Raw genomic sequence first — 16,986 nt, 5'->3', positions numbered from 1 at the left:
CACCTTCTCCTAAACAAATGGCCGGTCCGAATACCGGATCGTTTATCACCGCAATCCGTAGCTCCTGTGCTCCGGCAGTAAGCGCCATTCGTTGCACGATCAGACCTTCGATAGCGGCTTCAGGGTTGGATTGATGCACCCGCTGCATCATGGCGGTTGCCGCGTGGCGGATATCTTCTTCAGAGCTTAAGTTCAGCATCACCCCGTGTACGTCGGATTTGTGCAAGATGTCAGGTGATTGAATTTTTAGTGCCACCGGATAACCAATTCGGCTGGCAATAGCGACTGCTTCGTCATCGTCTTTGGCGAACCAGGTATCTATAGTGTTCAGGCCATAGGCCGATAATATCGGGCTGGCTTCGTGGGTTTCCAGTACCGACTTTCCTTTGGCCAGGGCGGCACTAATTGCCAGCCTGGCTCGTACTGCATCATGGGGTACTTTATCGGTAATTGACAGAGGGACTTCCTGAAGCAGTTTTTGGTTACGGCGATATTCCACCATGTGCATAAAAGCGCCCACAGCACCCTCTGGAGTTCGGTAGGTAGATACACCGGCTTTGGTAAAGCGTTTGCGGGCCCGGTAAGCTGAATCTTCGCCGCTCCAGTTGGTAAGAATATTGAGCTTGCTGCGGTGGGGATGCTTTTTAATGGCTTCGCTCATGGCTTCAGCTATCTCTTCGCTTTCACCGAGTGCCGATGGCGAGTGCAGCACCAGAATCGCGTCCACATCGCCACTGTCCATCAGAATATTGAGAGTATCAACATAACGCCTGGCACCGGCATCGCCGATAATGTCGATAGGGTTTTGCCCGGACCAGGTGGGCGGCAATACCTTATCCAGCGCACTAATGGTCTCAGGTGAAAGCTCGGCCAACTTGCCACCTCGACCAATAAGCTCATCCACCGCCAATACCGCCGGGCCGCCGCCATTACTGATAATGCCAAGGCGTTCACCTTTAAGATCGTTGCCGTGATTCAGGCTCTCAAGGGCGGCAAAAAGTTCAATCAAATCATTCACCCGCAGCATACCGGCACGCCTGAAGGCAGCCTCGTATACTGCATCGCTGCCGCTTATACCGCCGGTGTGTAATTTGGCCGCACCCGCACCTTCACGGCTGCGACCGGATTTGATCACAAGAATGGGTTTATTGCGCGCAGCTGCGCGGGCAGCAGAAAGAAAGTGGCGTTTTTCGTTGATGGAGTCCATGTACAGCATGATGGCGCTGGTGCGGCCATCACGACCAAGAAAGTCTAGCAGCTCGTCAAAATCAATGTCGCTGGCATCGCCAAGGGAGATAAAAGATGAAAAACCTATGCCCTTGTTATTGGCCCAATCCAGCACTGTGGTACACACCGCCGCCGACTGGCTGACAAAAGCAATCTTTCCTCCTTGGGCAGAGGTGTGCGCCAGGCTGGCGTTAAGCCCAACGTTTGGCAGCATCATGCCCAAACTGTTGGGGCCAAGAATACGCATGCCATAGCGTTTGGCATTATTTAAGGTGAGCTCCAGCAGATTGCGGCCGTCGCCATCGAATTCCTGCGCCATGCCGGAGGCCATGATAATCGCCACTTTACAGCCAAACTGAGCCAGAGTTTCGACAATGCCGGGGATTTGGGCGGCGCGGGTGCAAATGATAGCCAGATCCGGCTTGATTGGCAGCGCCTCGATACTCGGGTAGGCCAGTACGCCCATCACCGCCTGATATTTTGGCGTAACCGGCATAATGGGTCCGGCAAATCCGCCTGCGAGCAGGTTTTTCATCACCACGTTACCGGCACGCTTATGGCCGTTGGATGCACCTATGATGGCGATAGAGGAGGGCTTGAACAGGGTATTGAGGGTGCGCTGACTCATGAAGACTCCATCCTAATGGCGCTGCGGACGACCAATGTATAGTGAACAGTCTACATTAAGCTAAGGTCTGCTTCACTTGAGAAATATCATGAAATTATGATGTTAATACGCAATGGGGAGTGTCGCGGCTTTGCAAACCAGTTGAAATCGGTACGAAGCAGAGGTGGGAGAGAAAACCTGGGTACAAAAAAACCTGCCGCGGCAGGTTTAAATGGTACACCCGAGTGGACTCGAACCACCGACCCCTACCATGTCAAGGTAGTGCTCTAACCAGCTGAGCTACGGGTGTATTGTATGAATTTCACTTTTTAGACTCTGTGAAAGAGTGGTACACCCGAGTGGACTCGAACCACCGACCCCTACCATGTCAAGACGTTAATCATCGAACTCAGCAATTTCTACACCCATATGTTCTTTATATTATATTGATGTTTTATAAACAATAAAATTCCACAACTATCTTTGTCGTTTAATCGTTTTACTGGATTTATTCTAAAACTGGTGTAGTTTTGGTCACAAAACAGGCACATCCTGTAAATGTCAAAGTTGACCACTACCCCATCATGTGCGGCGGTATTTGATGAATGAACAGGCAGAATTCATACAACGCGAAATGGCCAAATTGCTCGCTGATGTTAAGTTTGAACGGGTGGCTTTCCACCGGGTAAAGCTCGACAAATCAGTACAGCTATTTGTCGAAAACTTTAATTTGTTTAGTACGCTAAAACCCAGTTCAGACGATGCGTCTGAACCATCTGCCACCATCATGCTTGATGCCTACCAAGCCCCCATTTTGGTGTGCAAAACCGCGACTGGGCACTACCGATTGGTTTCCGGATTACTGACATTTCACAAGCTGTGTAAGATGAAATTCGGTCTCAAAGACATAAATAGCCACTCAACAACACCGTATTGAATACGCCCAGGGCACTAAAAAAACAGTAACTGCACGTTCATCTTGCGTACGTTTGCTTAATGGGTGGGCCACCTTAAAATTCAATGCCGAGGTAAAACCAGTTTTCATGCTGACGAGAGGTTAACTGCCATTGGTTGCGCTGACATATCCGGTTCACGATATGCAGGCCCTGACCGATACCTGAACTGCTGTAACGTTTTACACCTGGAACAAACAGATTATCAGGACACTCATCTTCCATTGGGTTGGCAATAGTGAGGGTATCGCCGGTTAAGCTTATCTTGATCTGTCTTGCACTACCATGGGTCAGCGCGTTATTGATGATATTATTCAACAAAATATGCAGTAAATTTTTATTTGCTTTGATGCGGTAATTTGCCGAAATTTGCAATTGTAATTGCAATTCGTGCTGGCGCATTAATGCGGGATTGTTCACCAGGCAACATTCAATCTCTTCCAATAGACAAAGATCTTGTTGTTGCAGTGATTCTTCTCTGGCCAGTGCCAGCAGCGCGTGAATGGTTTGTTCCATCTGCTGGGCAGCGTGTTTAAGTTTGACTAATGAATCCTTATCAAGCTCAACAGCAGGTTCCAAGCGGTTTAACACCATTTTCAGCACGGTTGCCGGAGTACGTAGTTCATGGCTGATATCACGGGTAAAGTCGGTTTCACGCGCCAGTGTAGTTTGTAACTGGTTAATGTAGAGCTGAATTGTTTGTCCTAAATAACCTATCTCATTAGCCGGAAGTTCGCTTTTAAGCTGTAAGACGGTTTCTGACTTATGTTGCTGCACTTTATTGGTGATGTATTGTAATGGCTGGGTTATTTTCACGGCTAAATAGCGCGATAACAGGTAAGCCAACGTCAATACCAGCACTAGAGCAAATGCCAGATATGGTAGTAGTTTGGGCAGATAATCACGGGTCACTTCAAAGCCGCTAACATCTGCTGAAAGTACCCATTCTGTGTTACCCAGCGCTATAGTTTGCAGGTGTAAAGTACCGCCGCTGCCATTAGGAAACTCTACCCGCTCTGGTTCCAGCCTATGCAATTGATGGATCTCATCGGGCATCGCATGCCAGCCGGCATGCAGTGTCATAAACGGCTGACTGGGAGCAATAACATTGCCGGTTTGCTTATATTGCCGGCTAATATGCTCAGCTTCAGCCGTAACCAGGCGGTTAAACACATTATCTTCAACGACCCAGGCGTAGCCGAGCATCAATAGCATAAAGCACAGGGCTAACAGCAGGCTAAATACCACTATGCTGCGCTGTAAGCTGGACTTCAAACTATGGGACGTCAACATACTTAGCCTTGTACCTGCAGTTTAAAACCGATGCCGTGCAAGGTTGCCAGCATTGGTGTGGCAAAGGGTTTATCCAATGCCTGGCGCAGGGTGTAAATATGCGAGCGGACAACATCGCTGTCCGGCGCTTCGTCACCCCATATTTTGTTCACCAGCTGTTGGCGGCTAACCGCATTCGGGTAAGCCTGTACCAATAGCAGCAGAATGGCAAAGTCCGTGCTGCTAAGTTTCAGGCTTTGCCCCTGGCGCTCCGCCAGTTGCTGCTTTTCGTTTACGGCTAGTTCACCAATCACAATAGTTTGTGACTGATGTAGCTGATGGCGGCGTGCTAACGCCTGGCAACGCAGCAATAATTCGGTCAGGTCAAACGGTTTGGTGAGGTAATCATCGGCACCGGCATCAAAGCCAAGGCTTTTATCGGCGATGCTGTCACGTGCTGTCAGCATTAACACTGCCGGTACCGGATCGCAACTTTGCTTCAGTGTTTTACACACCGTAACACCATTGATATCTGGCAGCATTACATCCAGCACAATCACATCGTAATGTTGTTGCTGTGTTAATGACAGTCCCAGATTGCCGGTGGCAGCATAATCTACCTGCATGCCCTGAGCACTAAGAAAGTCACATACCTCGCGGCCAATCTCCGGGGTGTCTTCAATCACCAGTACCGACAATATTGTCATGACGCTTGCTCTCTGTTGTATTTAGGATGCGTATGGCCTATTGCAGCTTAGCATGGTTATCCGTCGTACTCAGATGCTGTAAGACCTGCTGCAATGTTGTGTCTATACCGTTTTGTTGACCCTGCAGCTTATCTGCGACAGGCAGATCCGGTATTACTGCACTAACCGCGCTGTTACCGCTCGGCCTTACCAACAAACGGGTTGCCACATAAGCCCTTAACTTTGAGTGAGGTAAATTAAACAAGTTACCCTGCGCAGTTTGGTTAGCAAACCCGCCAGTTGCTTGCCCCACGAGCAAGCCAAATTGGTTATCTTGCACTGTGGTGGCAAACACAATCGCCGCCGAATAGGTTACCGGGCCAATGAGCACGACCACCTGGCCGTCGAAATGTTGAGCCGAGCTGTTTGGTTTAACGTAGTCATGCCACTCGGTGCTGATAATCTCACCCATGTCACCTTTATACCCAAACAGGCCGCGATTGTCTGCGTTCAGCTTCTCAGTCATCTGCGACACCAACCGAAACGGTTTATTGGCGATATAGCTGGCCAGCTCAGTAGCCGTATCGGTGTTACCGCCAGTGTTATGCCGGATATCAATAATCAGCGCGCTGATGTTGTCTTTGGCAATCTGGCTAAAAGCGGCTGTTAGCTGGTCAGAAAACGCCCCTGGTTCTACATCAAAGCTGGGCACATTTAAGTATCCGGTGGCTGCATTCAATTGGCGGTATGACAGCTCATCAGTCATTTGCGGTTGATTTTCTGCCACCTGCCAGTTGTGTTTGTTATCGACAAACAGGCGTTGTGTTTTGCCCTGATGGACAAATTCGACGCCGAACTGATTGATAAAACCGTACACAGCCCAGAGTAAAAATGGCAGACGTTCAGCAACAAAAGCCTGACGTAACACAGCGGTTTCGCCACCGACATAGCGCTGAGTATTGGCAAAAATATCGGTAACCGGCACGCCGTTGATACTGATTAGCTGAGCACCAGCGGGTAATTGCTTCTCGGCGGATTTATATTGTTTTGCAACGAACACGCCGTTGTTACTTAGCTTAACTAAAAATGGAAAAGGCTTAGCACCTTGTTCGCGCAGCGCGTTCAGCTCCTGATAGGGCCAGATTAAAAAGCTGTGGCCATCTTGAAACAGATGCGATAGTTGGCCGATATGACGGAAAAATTCTACCCGGGTCATCGGTGCAGTGATGTTGGCTTTAACTGCAGCCACCTGTTGATATAGCGCTACTTCATCGGCATAGCCGGCAAAATCCGGGTGGCGCAATTTTGCCCCGGCGACCAGGGCATCAATATCCTGATGTAATAATTCAGGCGCAATTTTCTGCTGCATAAGCGCTGGATTTTCCAACTCGGGAAATATATCCAGATGGGCGCCAGTGCAACCGCTTAATATTAAGGTGCCACTGATTAAAATACTGATAATGGCTTTCATAACTTCGACTCCTGTGTCTCTGTTGTGAAAGCTACCAAAGACAGTGTGAAGATTTTGTCGGCAGTAGGGCGCTTCACACAATCACGACATATAACGGGCTAGAGTTGAACTCTAAACCACGGCAGGTGTTATCCCGTGCTTACACCTTGTAATATGTGGATCAATAGAGAGGAATTGCCGTGTATCAAATATTACTCATTGTCGGTGCATCCGTTCTTGGTGTTTTGGGTGTTGTGCACATTGTTTATATACTCTTAACTGATAAGTTCTCTGTTTACGATTTATCCGTGCTCGATGGTATGAAAAGCACATCACCAAAAATCACTACAGAAACGACAATGTGGGAAGCCTGGATAGGTTTCAATTTAAGTCATAGTCTTGGTCTTATTCTTTTTGCTTTTATGTATATCCCCTTAGCCTTAAATCATGTTGATTTTATTAAAGGGTCAGTATGGTTTTCTTCTATACCAGTTGTATTCAGCGCTGGCTATTTGTTTTTAGCGTACAGATATTGGTTCAGAATACCTTTAATTGGAGTGTCGTTGTCATTGATTTGTTTTATAGGTGCACAGTCAAACTTTTACATATGACAAGTTGGTTAACGGGTAGCTATTACGTGCCACAAGCATGTTTTTTGCTTATCAAATCTTAGAGCATTCTTGCTCTTCTCAATTACCGTCGTAACCAAGGCGTTATACAACCAAGGAGAAGATAATGAAAAATGTACTTTCAATTCTATTTTTTTATGTGATCTTTACGTCTGCACTCGCAGCCAATCCACTAACGGAATCAGAGTTAAAAGGTTTAACACAACAATTTATCGAAGCAAAAAACCAACGGCAACAACCCAACTCGAATGAACAAGACATTGACCACTTCCTGTCATTTTTAGCTGACGACGTTAAGGACGAACATATTAAATTTAATGTCACCGTTACCAGTAAAGAGGAGTTACGGTCTGGACTGGTCTCAAAACTAAAAGACAAAATATACTTCAGCAACATCGATATTTTGGAAATAATGGTTGGCCGCAATGTCGCCCTCGTTAAGTTTAAAGAACATGCAAAAGGTCAGCCTGGTCATATGGACAAACCAATTGAATATACCGCTGTACACATTTTTTCATTGGAGTTTAATGATCACGGTAAAATAAAACACATAAGACGTCACCATGGGTTGTAATTTATCGACTAACAAACAATAACAACGATTTTGTGTAATCAGTGTGAAAGTACCGTTCAGTATATTAAAAAGGGTAATTCGCAGTCAGCGCAGCTCAGGTATTGCTTTATCATCCGCTGATAGCTGGTATCTGCTGCAAGACGATCTGACAAGCTACGCAGCTGTGTCATCCGGTAGTTAGCAATATCCGCATGCTGCGCCTGGGCGCGACAGGCCAAAATGGTGGAAAATGCCAGTACTACACCAATATTAAGCTCAATGTCTTGTATAGCGTTTGCCAGTTGAGGAAATAAGTGGTCAAACAGCATATCAACACTACTACAATAGCACTGCCGTCCTGCGTCGAACAGCAGTGTACTTTGCTCACTTGCGCCAAACTTCTCTGCCAGTAAGTTTGCTCTAAAGAAAAAGATGATCGCTTTTTCAAAGTCGGCATCACCCAAACGGAAAATTTTGGCATCCGTGGTCTGATGCCAATGAAAAGGTAAGATTTGCTGCGCAATTAACAGTGAATCATAGCTGGAAATGCCACCTTCAATCAGAGTAGGGACTTGCTGTTTCGGGTTGCACAGGCGCAATACCGGGTCTGTCTTCAGCGTTTGCCAAGTCAACAGATAATCGTCATGGGCAATGTCGTGGCGTAACAATAGCCACTTTATCGCCCGTGAGTAGGGGGAATCGATAACCCAGATAAGTTGCTGCACACTAAAATCCTTCTTTTAGATAGAGATGTCGCCTGAGTATCCTTAAAACATTGATTTTAAGGTCTGCTGAGGTATCAAAGTATACTCTGCCCAGTGTGAAGATTTTGTTTGCGTTGAATGACTTTTGATTTTTCACAATTTCACGACATTTGCTTTGCTAGTTTTTAGCTATGACATAACAGGATAAACGCGGATGAAACTATTAACTTATTTGGCCGGTGGCTGTCTGGTATTCAAACTAGTGACATTCTCTGGTTTCGCCGTAGAACATAATGCAGCGGCTTACATTGAATCGAACGAACACGTATCGTCGATAGTCGACAAAATGATTATGGCCTATGGTGGTAATGTTCTACTGCAGGCGAACAGCATTAAAGTCGTCGATTACAACAAAGGGCCCTGGCCCGGTGAAGGGGAATCACCTGATGTGCCTGAGTTATGGCGTATCAACGAAGAGCTGACTATCGACTATAAAAACCGGCGCAAGAGCTTATTATCATATCGGGTGCCGCGCAGCACGCTGGATTTGGAAAAGTGGGTGCAGCAGGGCGATAGCACCATTATGTACGACATTCTGCATGAAAAATACTCAGAAGAAAGCTGGGCAAACTTTGACCGTTTAGGTGCATCATTAGAGCGCAGCAGCGATGCGCTGCAAGCCAGGCGCTTGGCCAGTCTGACGGCAGAGCTGGAGTACCTTGGAGATGAGTATTTTCGTGGCCGGGTGCAGCAAAAGTTAATGTTGCAGCACGCATCCGGTGAGCGCTACACCTACTTTGTTGATAAAACTTCCGGACTCATCCATAAAATTTTGCGCCAGCACCCGCGAGCAGGCGACATGTTGTATGTATTCTCCAATCACAACACAGCGATTAAAGTGGCTTTTGCCCGTGATATGAATTTCTTCGTTAATGGCCAGCTGCGGCTAAGCTCAGTGCACCGTGACTTGACACTTGACCCAGATTTAACAGCGGCCTTTAGCGGTTATGCGAATTTTACGCCCTGGGGTGAAACCATTGATGGCTCAGAATTTACTGCGAAAAAGCTTAGCACTGGCGTTTATCAGGCCGGTAAAGGCCGGACACTGACAGTATTTATTGAACAAGTCGATCATTACATCGCTATGGGCGCAGCAGAGACACTGGCTGATAATTTTGCCGAAATTAAAAAGCTGTCATTGCAAGATAAGCCGCTAAAGTACTTTGTCGTTACCCATCATCATAATGCTAACGTGCGTGGGCTAGACAATGCTTTGGCATTAGGGGCAACACTGGTCGTTGCTGAAAAGCACCAAGAAACAATTTTAAAACATGCCACAGCTGCGCAGCCGGATAGGCTGTTGTTAATCCCTGAGCGTGCAGCATTCACGCTGGGTGATCTGAAGCTGTTTGATATTGCCACTGCTCATGCACAACATTATTTGCTGGCGTATATACCTGCTGCCGGTATTGTGCTGGCAGAAGATCACTATGTCACCGAGTTAAAAACTGCTAAGCCACGCATTTACCACGATATGGTGCGCTTTGCTCAGGCGCTAGACGAGCTAAGACTCGATGTAAAAACGCTGGTAGATATCCGCGGCTGGCGTCAGTTCAGCATGGCCGAATTCAGGCAATGGACCAGCGATTTTACGCCGAAAACCTGCCCGGCTGGTTTTGATATTTGTACCAATGGTTAGTGAGACTTTCTCGGAATCTTGATATTTAACGTGCTAGCTTGATATTGAATATTAAATGGAAGACGAAGATGAAAATCTATGTGTCTTTTTTATTGGTGCTGATTGGCCTGCTCCCACCATTTTGTATAGCACAAGGCAACTTGCAACAGCCCAAGTCAATGCAAAACGTGGAAGTCAGCTTTACTGAAACAGATGGACAGCTAAGTGTGCTTTTGTACAACCAAACCGCGTTAAAAAAATAAGGATTGTATCTTTGCACACCGAAGAGTTAACAATTAAACGCGATAATGGAATAAAGGAAACTAATGGATAATTGTATCGCGATAGTGCAGCGTCAACTGGATTTTTACAACCGCAAAGACATTGCCGGTTGGTTAAGCACCTATGCCAAAGATGCCAGGCAGTTCAACTTACATGGTGAACAAATAGCCTGCGGCCATGAAGAAATGCGCCAGCGTATTGCTATTCGGTTTGCTGAGCCAGATCTGCATGCACATCTACTTAGCCGCATCGTTATGAATAATATTGTAGTAGATCATGAGCTTATCACACGGAATTTTCCTGAAGGCAAGGGCCAGGTTGAGATGCTGTGTGTCTACGAGATAAAGCAGGGAGTAATAAGCACGGCCTCGTTCTCTGTTGGTAAAGCAGAGCTATTTGCAGCAGAGCTTGCTAAAGGTTGAAGAGGCGGTTTATGTAAAACCGGCTTATGCATAGGAAAAAGTGTATTGGCACTCATAAGCAACTTTCTGTGAGTTAGTTTATCTAACTAAGAGGTGTCTGGGAGGCTAGTAGCGATTCATTCCAGTTATTCGCTTCACATTTTACCGACAACTAGGCTGTTAATTTGAGTCTGGCGATTTGCCACCAAGAAATCATGATAAATGCTTTTTGGATCTATATATGAACCTGATGTTGCTCTTTATTGGCTCAGTCTTTTTGCTACTTGGTGTCTGCATGCTGTGTGACTACTTTTGGTATTTGTACAAGGCTGAAAAAATACAAGGTAGGATAACCCGGGTTGATGAATATCAAAGAAAAGATCGCGATAGCAGAGTAAGAACCCTGTACCGGCCTTACTTTGAATTTAGCATGCACAACGTACGATACGAGATGAAATCCAACACCTCCTATTACCGCAAAATAATGGAAGAAGGTGAGCAGGTGGACATATTGTTTATACCAGGACATGAGGATAAAGCTAGGCTGGCTAGGGCGAATAACCCTGTGATGGCTTGTCTGTTTATTGTTCTGGGGCTACCAGCACTGTATTTAGGAGTAGCGTCATGAGTGTTAAATATATACCTGCAGTTGTCGTGGTGATGTTGTTGTGTCTGGCAACCGGCTATTTTTATTTGCAAGAGTCCTCTTTTACAGCAGGCTTAACCGTTACGCCTGCCACCGTAATTGGCTTTGGTAGTAAGGCCCGCCTGTCTACTTCTGTTAATGGTCAGGCGTCATCAACTGATTTACAGCCGGTAGCCGAGTTTCAGTATGCGGGTACCAGCTACAAGGTAAAAGGTCGGGCACTTGGCTATCCGCGTTGGCAGCTGGGCGAAGTGGTAGACGTATATTTTTCCGAACAAAACCCGCATCAAGCTAGAATAAAACGTTGGGATGAGTTGTACTTTCATAGCCTGCTTAGTAGTGCTTTTCTTATCTTGACGCTGCTTTGCCTGCTGACAAATATTTTTTTTAGAAAGCTAATAAAGACAAAAATTTAAGTCAGCCAAGGCAGACTATCCGCCTCGTCTCGGAGCTAGTGCATTTTTATTAAGTGTTAGTTTAATGATGGCTATTGCATGTACTATCGCTACGTCAACGCTTAGCAAAGAATAATCAATAACAGGCAAAGAATACGAAGCAGTTCTCAAAACGGCTTCTGCATGTACATATACTTAGCCGCATCGTTATGGAGAATGTTGCGATTGTTATGTTTCTTATTCGAATTTATGAGTTAATAAAAATATTTAAAAGGAACTTTATGAAAGAAATAATCTATTTTTTTATGCTGGCTTCATTATTTGGTTGTTCTAAAGCAACTGAAGATGTTTTAGTGGCCACAAAATATTGGGAGTCTCAACAAGGTTATAATCTTACCGCTCTAGTAACCACGCTAGCAGAACCTGAGCAAATAAACATATTTAAACACTTAAAACTTGACATAGAAAGCTTTGCCATTGCAGGTAAGGATGATGGCGGTGTTTTGGTTAATATAAAGCGCTATTGTTATCCAGAATTTAAAGTAATGACCTCGATTGTTGAAATCGATGGTGTTAAAAAAGTAGATTCAAAAGCAACGATTAAAAACTTGTTTGAAGTGCTTAAATCCCAAAATGAGCCCGTTAGAAAGTACTGCTATGACTTTGAAAGCATGGAGCTTTCCGGTGAAATTGATGGTCAAGAATGGCGTGTTAAGAAAATTGACTATCGAGTCATAGACTGGGGGGACAAAATAAGCACAAGCATATCGTTACATCCAGAGGAGTGTGATACAGAATACAGCGGTACCTGTAAGCGCCCAAAATTAATAATTTCCAAACTAAACCTTAATGGTGTTGGTGGGAATATGAATGGAACCGAAAATATTACCATCCACACTCCTCCGTCAGATAACCTAGTAATATCAAAAGGTAGTTACCGAGTGAGCAAAATTGAGAAAGGTAAAGTAAGACTAGAAATAAGTTTTAAGCATGATAATAAAAACTACCTAAATGGTTTTGTTGTTTTGAACAATGAAACATGACAGATTGTTTAGTAGTGATTCGCAACACATGGCATTTTACCATGCGTTGCGTTTGGTGTTTACGGCTCAGTGCCACTCGTCTTTATATTACGTTGTTCACACCTTAACAAGGCGTTCACGAGCTTATCACCCAGAAGGCAAAGGCCTGGTTGATGATGCGGTTTCACGCCGACACAAAGTGTATCTGGAAGGCGGAATTCAGCCGTTGGGGATTAAGTTTGCTGGAGTTTTTAGTATTAACTCTTTAATTCGTCTGACAATTTCAAATTAATCTAAGGAAGGTGTGAATAAGTCTCGTGCTTGGCCTCCGTTGGTTTACAACGGATAGAAGCAAGGCACAGAGAGCAGAGAACGGCTTTAGTCCTTTTTAAGAGCTGTAACGCAGCAGATACCGCTGTAACCCACTCCCTACGGGGTTTGATAGCTGCTACAGCTCAAGAATTGGAGAATGACCTGGCTTTGTTAATGGATGACGTGGGGCACAGGTACTTGCCTTGGGTCACGGATGATTCTCGATTAACTGATCCGTAAAGGTATTTCATTCATTGTCAGCAACTTTAGTGGATGTGTTCACATTTAATCAATCAGTAGTTGTTATCCTGTGCGGACAGCACGCAAAAAGGCATTCATCCACAAACGCAGCTGCCTATAGTTTACCTGGGTGTATTTATCGTTGAACATTGCAAAGAGGCTGTTATTCGCAAATATTATCATTGGTGTAAAGTCGAACTGACTCGGCATGTTAGCCTTCACGATATTGCGACGTTCATTTAGTTAAGCTGCGCCTGTCAATTAACAGGAGTAATACGATGAAATGGTTAACCTATCTATTCAGTACAGCTTTACTTATTAGTCAGGCGGCATTGGCTGATGAGAAACGCGTGCTTATGCTGATTTCCAGTTACGCTACAGAAGCAAACCCCGAACTTAGTTACGATTTGGAAGAGCTGGCACAGTCATATCTGGTGCTGCATGACAACGGCGTAAAGCTGGATATCGCCAGCCCGAAAGGCGGTGCCGTACTAGTCAAAAACAATAAAGATTCTCTGGATTATATTCAGCGTTTTAAAGCGCTGGCGTCTGAGCAATTAGCAGAAACAATGGCGACATTTGAAGCTGATATTAAGCCCTATGATGGCGTGTTTATCGTTGGTGGCTCGGGCGCGATGTTGGATTTGCCAAGCCATCCGGCGACACAGCAGCTACTAACAAACGCCGTATATAGCGATAAAGTGATAACGGCTGTATGTCATGGCCCGGCGGCAATTGCTGATATTAAACTGCCGGATGGACGCTACTTTGTGGCGGGTAAATGGGTAAATGGTTTCACTAATATTGAAGAGCAGGCTTTTAGCAGTGAACATATCGCGATGTTTCCGTTTCTACTGCAAGATCGATTAGTAAAGAACGGTGCTCAGTTTGTCCAGAATGCGCCGATGCTGCCGTATGTTGCCGTTGACGGCAATCTAATCACGGCACAAAACCCCGGCTCAGTGGCGAAAGCGGCAGAGGCGATGGTACTTGCGCTTGGTTTACCAGTTAAAGCTAGGCATCCGTTTACCGATGAAAACACGATGCAACTATTGTCACAAGCACGCCAGAATGGTCCTGTAGTGATTGACCTCGCGTTGCAAAGCAGCGATCACAACATCGATATCAACTATCTGGCGTTATATGGCTTTTACGCTTACCGTTTGGCAGATGATGCAGATAAAGCCCGTGAGTTGGCGATTATGCATACCATCAGTAAGCATTTCTCGCACCCGGAGTATGACGTGCAGCTTATTATGCAGTCACTGGAGCAAGGCCTGCTACGACAAGCCAAAACGGTTTATGAGCAGTTTGTTGAGCGCTATCCTGAACATGAATATCTTGATGAACTAAAATTCAAACTTGCGAAATATACTGAGATAAACTTCTAATTTTGAGAGTTATTAAGCCAAATAATCTCACATCACTCCTTTTCAACAGCGACCTTAGGGAATGTGCGAATAAGTCTTGTGCTTGCTCTGCGTGAGTTTACAACGGATAGATGCAAAGCACGGTTTGCAACGAATGGCCTTATTCTTTTGCAAGGGCTGTATTGCAGCAGATACCGTTGTAAGCAACGCCTTACGGGGCTTTGATAGTCAACACCATATTGGCGGCGTTATTCAACTTCAGAAGGCCTCGGTATGGTGAAGTTGAATGCCTTTGCCTGTTGTCGTTGTCAAAGCCAGAGCTTAGTCATCACGCCGTAAATTAACCACCGTAAATAAAAATGCATTGGGGCATCTTTAAGGATAAGCGGAGTACTTAATCGCAGACTCCCTCGGGTAGGGGTCACTCTGAGCCACAAAAGTTTGAGTCGGTGACAGTTTGTTTGGCACCGATTTGGCACAAAGGTGAAAAACCACGCGATTGATGGTTTTTCGTGTCGATAAAGCGGATACTTATCGCCTTCTGTTTGAGTTCTTCCGTTCAGGATGTATAAAACGGAATTTGTCACCAAAACAGCATAAAGTGGCACGACTGGAGTTGAAGTGTATTTGTGATCTAAGTGAAGATTTGCTTTGTAAACAGATGGATAGCAAAAAAATGGTACACCCGAGTGGACTCGAACCACCGACCCCTACCATGTCAAGGTAGTGCTCTAACCAGCTGAGCTACGGGTGTATTGTTTGAATTTCAGTTTTTAGACTCTGTGAATAGAGTGGTACACCCGAGTGGACTCGAACCACCGACCCCTACCATGTCAAGGTAGTGCTCTAACCAACTGAGCTACGGGTGTATTATGTTTTGATGCCCCTGTAGATACACAAGGGCAGCAACGAACGAGCGCTATATTAAGGGGCGCCAAGGGCGCCATGCAAGTAAAAATATCAGCAAAGCGCCTCAAATGGTGATTTGCTGCGCAACTCAGGGGCTGCTGGGCAGCAAATCCAGCCCGTTGGCGCGTCAGTCGGCCAATTTAAACACTGGCGCTTTTTTCTGGATATATCTCAATCGGATGGCGAACAGGATTGCCGCCGTGGTGAGCCCTGCGATAAGGCCCGACCAAAATCCGTGCGCGCCCATGGCCGGTACCAGAATATCTGTGTAGGCGAGGGTATAACCCAGGGTCATGCCGATGGCCCAGTAAGACACCAGGGTGATGTAAAAGGCGCTGCGGGTATCCTTGTAACCACGAAGGGCACCGGCGGCCACCACCTGCACCGAGTCTGATAATTGATACAAAGCGGCCATAAACATCAAACTGGAAGCAAGCGTCACCACCGCAGGGTCGGTGTTGTAAAGCCTTGCGATTTCGACCCGAAACACCACGGTTATCACCGCGGTAATGGAGGCCATAAAGAGTGCCAGCGCCAGGCCGACTTTAGCCACCAGTGCGGCAACGTCGGCCTGATCACGCCCCAGGTAATAACCGATACGGATAGAGACGGCAATCCCTATCGACAGTGGCAACATAAACACAATCGATGAAAAATTGAGCGCAATTTGATGTCCGGCCACCACATTGGCACCCAGAGGGGCAAGCAGCAGCGCTATGATGGCAAACAAGCTAACCTCAAAAAACAGCGCCATGGCGATAGGCGCACCCAACTTGGTCATGCGCCACATGGTGGATACGCAGGGTTTATCGAGTCCGGTGTGGGGCGAGAGCTGGGCAAACTTAGAATGCCACGCCATGTATATCAGCATGGCCACCAACATGGCCCAGAACACCAGCGCGGTTGCCACGCCGCAGCCGGCACCGCCCATGGCAGGCATGCCAAAATGACCGTAAATAAAGATGTAGTTGGCCGGAATGTTCACCGCAAGACCAACGAAGCCAATCACCATGGTTGGCAGGGTGTAGGAGATGCCTTCACTCATGCCTCTTAATACCTGGTACAGCACAAAGGCGGGTACCCCCCACATAAAGCCGAACAGGTAGCCTTCCGACAGGCGCCTCAGTTCTGGCTCCAGTTCCATGTAGGACAGAATATGTGACGACAGGCTGAGAAACAGCATCACCCCAAGGGCGCCAATTATGGCAATATAAGCTGCCTGCCAGGCGAGCGGACGAATTGCCGTCTCGTCATTGGCACCATGCAGTTGGGAAAACACCGGCGTGAACGCCATCAGCAGCCCCTGCACAAACAGCAGTGCCGGCAGCCACAAGCTGGTACCAACGGCCACCGCGGCCATATCCACCGCACTGACGCGGCCTGCCATCAGGGTGTCAATAAAGCCCATCATGGTTTGGGTTATCTGGGCAACCAGCACCGGAGTTGCCAGTTGAATGAGTCGTTTGGCCTGAAAGCCCGAATTGAGCATAGAAAAACGCCTTAGCCTTAAAAGGAATCGAAAAAAGAATGTTTACCGGTATCGTACAAGCCACCTGTGAACTGGTGGCGCTGGAAAAGCGCGAGGGAATGCACACACTCGCAGTGAGCCTGCCAGAAGAATTGAGGGAAGGACTCATTCCGGGGGCGAGT

The 16,986-nt window shown here is 46.5% G+C and carries 16 protein-coding genes, 3 tRNA genes and 1 pseudogene; 11 read left to right on the top strand and 9 right to left on the bottom strand.

The window, feature by feature from the left end; all coding sequences use genetic code 11:
- A partial coding sequence (locus tag ABYK60_RS16585; RefSeq protein ID WP_372873119.1) for an acetate--CoA ligase family protein occupies positions 1-1,855 on the bottom strand: 1,855 nt, incomplete at its 3' end.
- A gap of 212 nt (positions 1,856-2,067) precedes the next feature.
- Positions 2,068-2,144 (bottom strand) — tRNA-Val (locus ABYK60_RS16580).
- A 291-nt stretch (positions 2,145-2,435) separates the two neighbouring features.
- Here ABYK60_RS16580 and ABYK60_RS16575 point away from each other — a divergent pair.
- The gene (locus ABYK60_RS16575; RefSeq protein WP_372873118.1) at positions 2,436-2,771 is read left to right on the top strand and encodes a hypothetical protein; all 336 of its coding nucleotides are present in this window, start codon (positions 2,436-2,438) and stop codon (positions 2,769-2,771) included.
- A 73-nt stretch (positions 2,772-2,844) separates the two neighbouring features.
- On the opposite strand, the gene ABYK60_RS16570 is transcribed toward ABYK60_RS16575, so the two are convergent.
- The 3 genes from ABYK60_RS16570 to ABYK60_RS16560 are packed head-to-tail and all read right to left on the bottom strand — an operon-like array spanning position 2,845 to position 6,216.
- Positions 2,845-4,035 carry a sensor histidine kinase gene (locus tag ABYK60_RS16570; RefSeq protein ID WP_372873117.1) on the bottom strand — a complete coding sequence of 397 codons (1,191 nt, stop codon included), beginning with the start codon at positions 4,033-4,035 and terminating at the stop codon, positions 2,845-2,847.
- Positions 4,036-4,082: 47 nt separating this feature from the next.
- Positions 4,083-4,766 carry a response regulator transcription factor gene (locus ABYK60_RS16565; RefSeq protein ID WP_220064531.1) on the bottom strand — a complete coding sequence of 228 codons (684 nt, stop codon included), beginning with the start codon at positions 4,764-4,766 and terminating at the stop codon, positions 4,083-4,085.
- A gap of 37 nt (positions 4,767-4,803) precedes the next feature.
- Entirely contained in the window at positions 4,804-6,216 is a 1,413-nt protein-coding gene (locus tag ABYK60_RS16560) for a S41 family peptidase (protein ID WP_372873116.1), read from the bottom strand.
- A 179-nt stretch (positions 6,217-6,395) separates the two neighbouring features.
- Between ABYK60_RS16560 and ABYK60_RS16555 the strand changes: the two genes are divergently transcribed.
- Positions 6,396-6,806: a hypothetical protein gene (locus tag ABYK60_RS16555; protein ID WP_372873115.1), complete on the top strand. Its 411-nt coding sequence runs from the start codon at positions 6,396-6,398 to the stop codon at positions 6,804-6,806.
- A gap of 124 nt (positions 6,807-6,930) precedes the next feature.
- Positions 6,931-7,398, top strand: coding sequence for a nuclear transport factor 2 family protein (locus ABYK60_RS16550; protein WP_372873114.1), 468 nt, complete (start codon positions 6,931-6,933; stop codon positions 7,396-7,398).
- Between the two features lie 56 nt (positions 7,399-7,454).
- Here ABYK60_RS16550 and ABYK60_RS16545 read toward each other — a convergent pair whose 3' ends face one another.
- Positions 7,455-8,102, bottom strand: coding sequence for a glutathione S-transferase N-terminal domain-containing protein (locus ABYK60_RS16545; RefSeq protein WP_220064535.1), 648 nt, complete (start codon positions 8,100-8,102; stop codon positions 7,455-7,457).
- A gap of 193 nt (positions 8,103-8,295) precedes the next feature.
- Between ABYK60_RS16545 and ABYK60_RS16540 the strand changes: the two genes are divergently transcribed.
- From ABYK60_RS16540 to ABYK60_RS16510, 7 genes are all read left to right on the top strand, one after another.
- Positions 8,296-9,780, top strand: coding sequence for a hypothetical protein (locus tag ABYK60_RS16540; RefSeq protein WP_372873113.1), 1,485 nt, complete (start codon positions 8,296-8,298; stop codon positions 9,778-9,780).
- 68 nt (positions 9,781-9,848) lie between these two features.
- The gene (locus ABYK60_RS16535) at positions 9,849-10,022 is read left to right on the top strand and encodes a hypothetical protein (RefSeq protein WP_220064537.1); all 174 of its coding nucleotides are present in this window, start codon (positions 9,849-9,851) and stop codon (positions 10,020-10,022) included.
- Positions 10,023-10,085: 63 nt separating this feature from the next.
- Complete coding sequence (locus tag ABYK60_RS16530; RefSeq protein ID WP_220064538.1) at positions 10,086-10,463, top strand: nuclear transport factor 2 family protein; 378 nt, start codon at positions 10,086-10,088, stop codon at positions 10,461-10,463.
- A 220-nt stretch (positions 10,464-10,683) separates the two neighbouring features.
- Positions 10,684-11,070, top strand: a complete 387-nt coding sequence (locus ABYK60_RS16525; RefSeq protein ID WP_372873112.1) for a DUF3592 domain-containing protein — start codon at positions 10,684-10,686, stop codon at positions 11,068-11,070.
- A complete protein-coding gene (locus ABYK60_RS16520) occupies positions 11,067-11,504 on the top strand; it encodes a DUF3592 domain-containing protein (RefSeq protein ID WP_372873111.1) in 438 nt (145 codons plus the stop codon). The genes ABYK60_RS16525 and ABYK60_RS16520 overlap by 4 nt, the downstream gene beginning before the upstream one ends.
- A 260-nt stretch (positions 11,505-11,764) precedes the next feature.
- On the top strand, positions 11,765-12,526 hold the full coding sequence (locus tag ABYK60_RS16515) for a hypothetical protein (protein WP_372873110.1): 762 nt from the start codon (positions 11,765-11,767) through the stop codon (positions 12,524-12,526).
- A gap of 809 nt (positions 12,527-13,335) precedes the next feature.
- Positions 13,336-14,448, top strand: coding sequence for a type 1 glutamine amidotransferase domain-containing protein (locus ABYK60_RS16510; RefSeq protein ID WP_220064542.1), 1,113 nt, complete (start codon positions 13,336-13,338; stop codon positions 14,446-14,448).
- A 656-nt stretch (positions 14,449-15,104) separates the two neighbouring features.
- Here ABYK60_RS16510 and ABYK60_RS16505 read toward each other — a convergent pair.
- The 3 genes from ABYK60_RS16505 to ABYK60_RS16495 form a co-directional block, all read right to left on the bottom strand.
- A tRNA-Val gene (locus ABYK60_RS16505) sits at positions 15,105-15,181 on the bottom strand.
- Between the two features lie 38 nt (positions 15,182-15,219).
- Positions 15,220-15,296, bottom strand: a tRNA-Val gene (locus tag ABYK60_RS16500).
- Positions 15,297-15,463: 167 nt separating this feature from the next.
- Positions 15,464-16,825 (bottom strand): MATE family efflux transporter, encoded by a 1,362-nt coding sequence (locus ABYK60_RS16495; RefSeq protein WP_372873109.1) that lies wholly within the window; start codon positions 16,823-16,825, stop codon positions 15,464-15,466.
- Between the two features lie 38 nt (positions 16,826-16,863).
- Here ABYK60_RS16495 and ABYK60_RS16490 point away from each other — a divergent pair.
- A pseudogene (locus tag ABYK60_RS16490) lies at positions 16,864-16,986 on the top strand (riboflavin synthase); the annotation flags it as partial.

The sequence above is a fragment of the Shewanella sp. genome (assembly GCF_041630135.1).
Classification (GTDB): domain Bacteria; phylum Pseudomonadota; class Gammaproteobacteria; order Enterobacterales; family Shewanellaceae; genus Shewanella.
The sequence above is the reverse complement of the archived record's forward strand: the minus strand, read 5'-3'. Positions and strand labels throughout refer to the sequence as shown.

Coding starts and splice junctions, on each gene's coding strand:
- ABYK60_RS16575 (WP_372873118.1), top strand. CDS start 2,436: ATGAATGAACAGGCAGAATTCATACAACGCGAAATGGCCAAATTGCTC.
- ABYK60_RS16565 (WP_220064531.1), bottom strand. CDS start 4,766: ATGACAATATTGTCGGTACTGGTGATTGAAGACACCCCGGAGATTGGC.
- ABYK60_RS16560 (WP_372873116.1), bottom strand. CDS start 6,216: ATGAAAGCCATTATCAGTATTTTAATCAGTGGCACCTTAATATTAAGC.
- ABYK60_RS16550 (WP_372873114.1), top strand. CDS start 6,931: ATGAAAAATGTACTTTCAATTCTATTTTTTTATGTGATCTTTACGTCT.
- ABYK60_RS16540 (WP_372873113.1), top strand. CDS start 8,296: ATGAAACTATTAACTTATTTGGCCGGTGGCTGTCTGGTATTCAAACTA.
- ABYK60_RS16535 (WP_220064537.1), top strand. CDS start 9,849: ATGAAAATCTATGTGTCTTTTTTATTGGTGCTGATTGGCCTGCTCCCA.
- ABYK60_RS16530 (WP_220064538.1), top strand. CDS start 10,086: ATGGATAATTGTATCGCGATAGTGCAGCGTCAACTGGATTTTTACAAC.
- ABYK60_RS16525 (WP_372873112.1), top strand. CDS start 10,684: ATGAACCTGATGTTGCTCTTTATTGGCTCAGTCTTTTTGCTACTTGGT.
- ABYK60_RS16520 (WP_372873111.1), top strand. CDS start 11,067: ATGAGTGTTAAATATATACCTGCAGTTGTCGTGGTGATGTTGTTGTGT.
- ABYK60_RS16515 (WP_372873110.1), top strand. CDS start 11,765: ATGAAAGAAATAATCTATTTTTTTATGCTGGCTTCATTATTTGGTTGT.
- ABYK60_RS16510 (WP_220064542.1), top strand. CDS start 13,336: ATGAAATGGTTAACCTATCTATTCAGTACAGCTTTACTTATTAGTCAG.
- ABYK60_RS16495 (WP_372873109.1), bottom strand. CDS start 16,825: ATGCTCAATTCGGGCTTTCAGGCCAAACGACTCATTCAACTGGCAACT.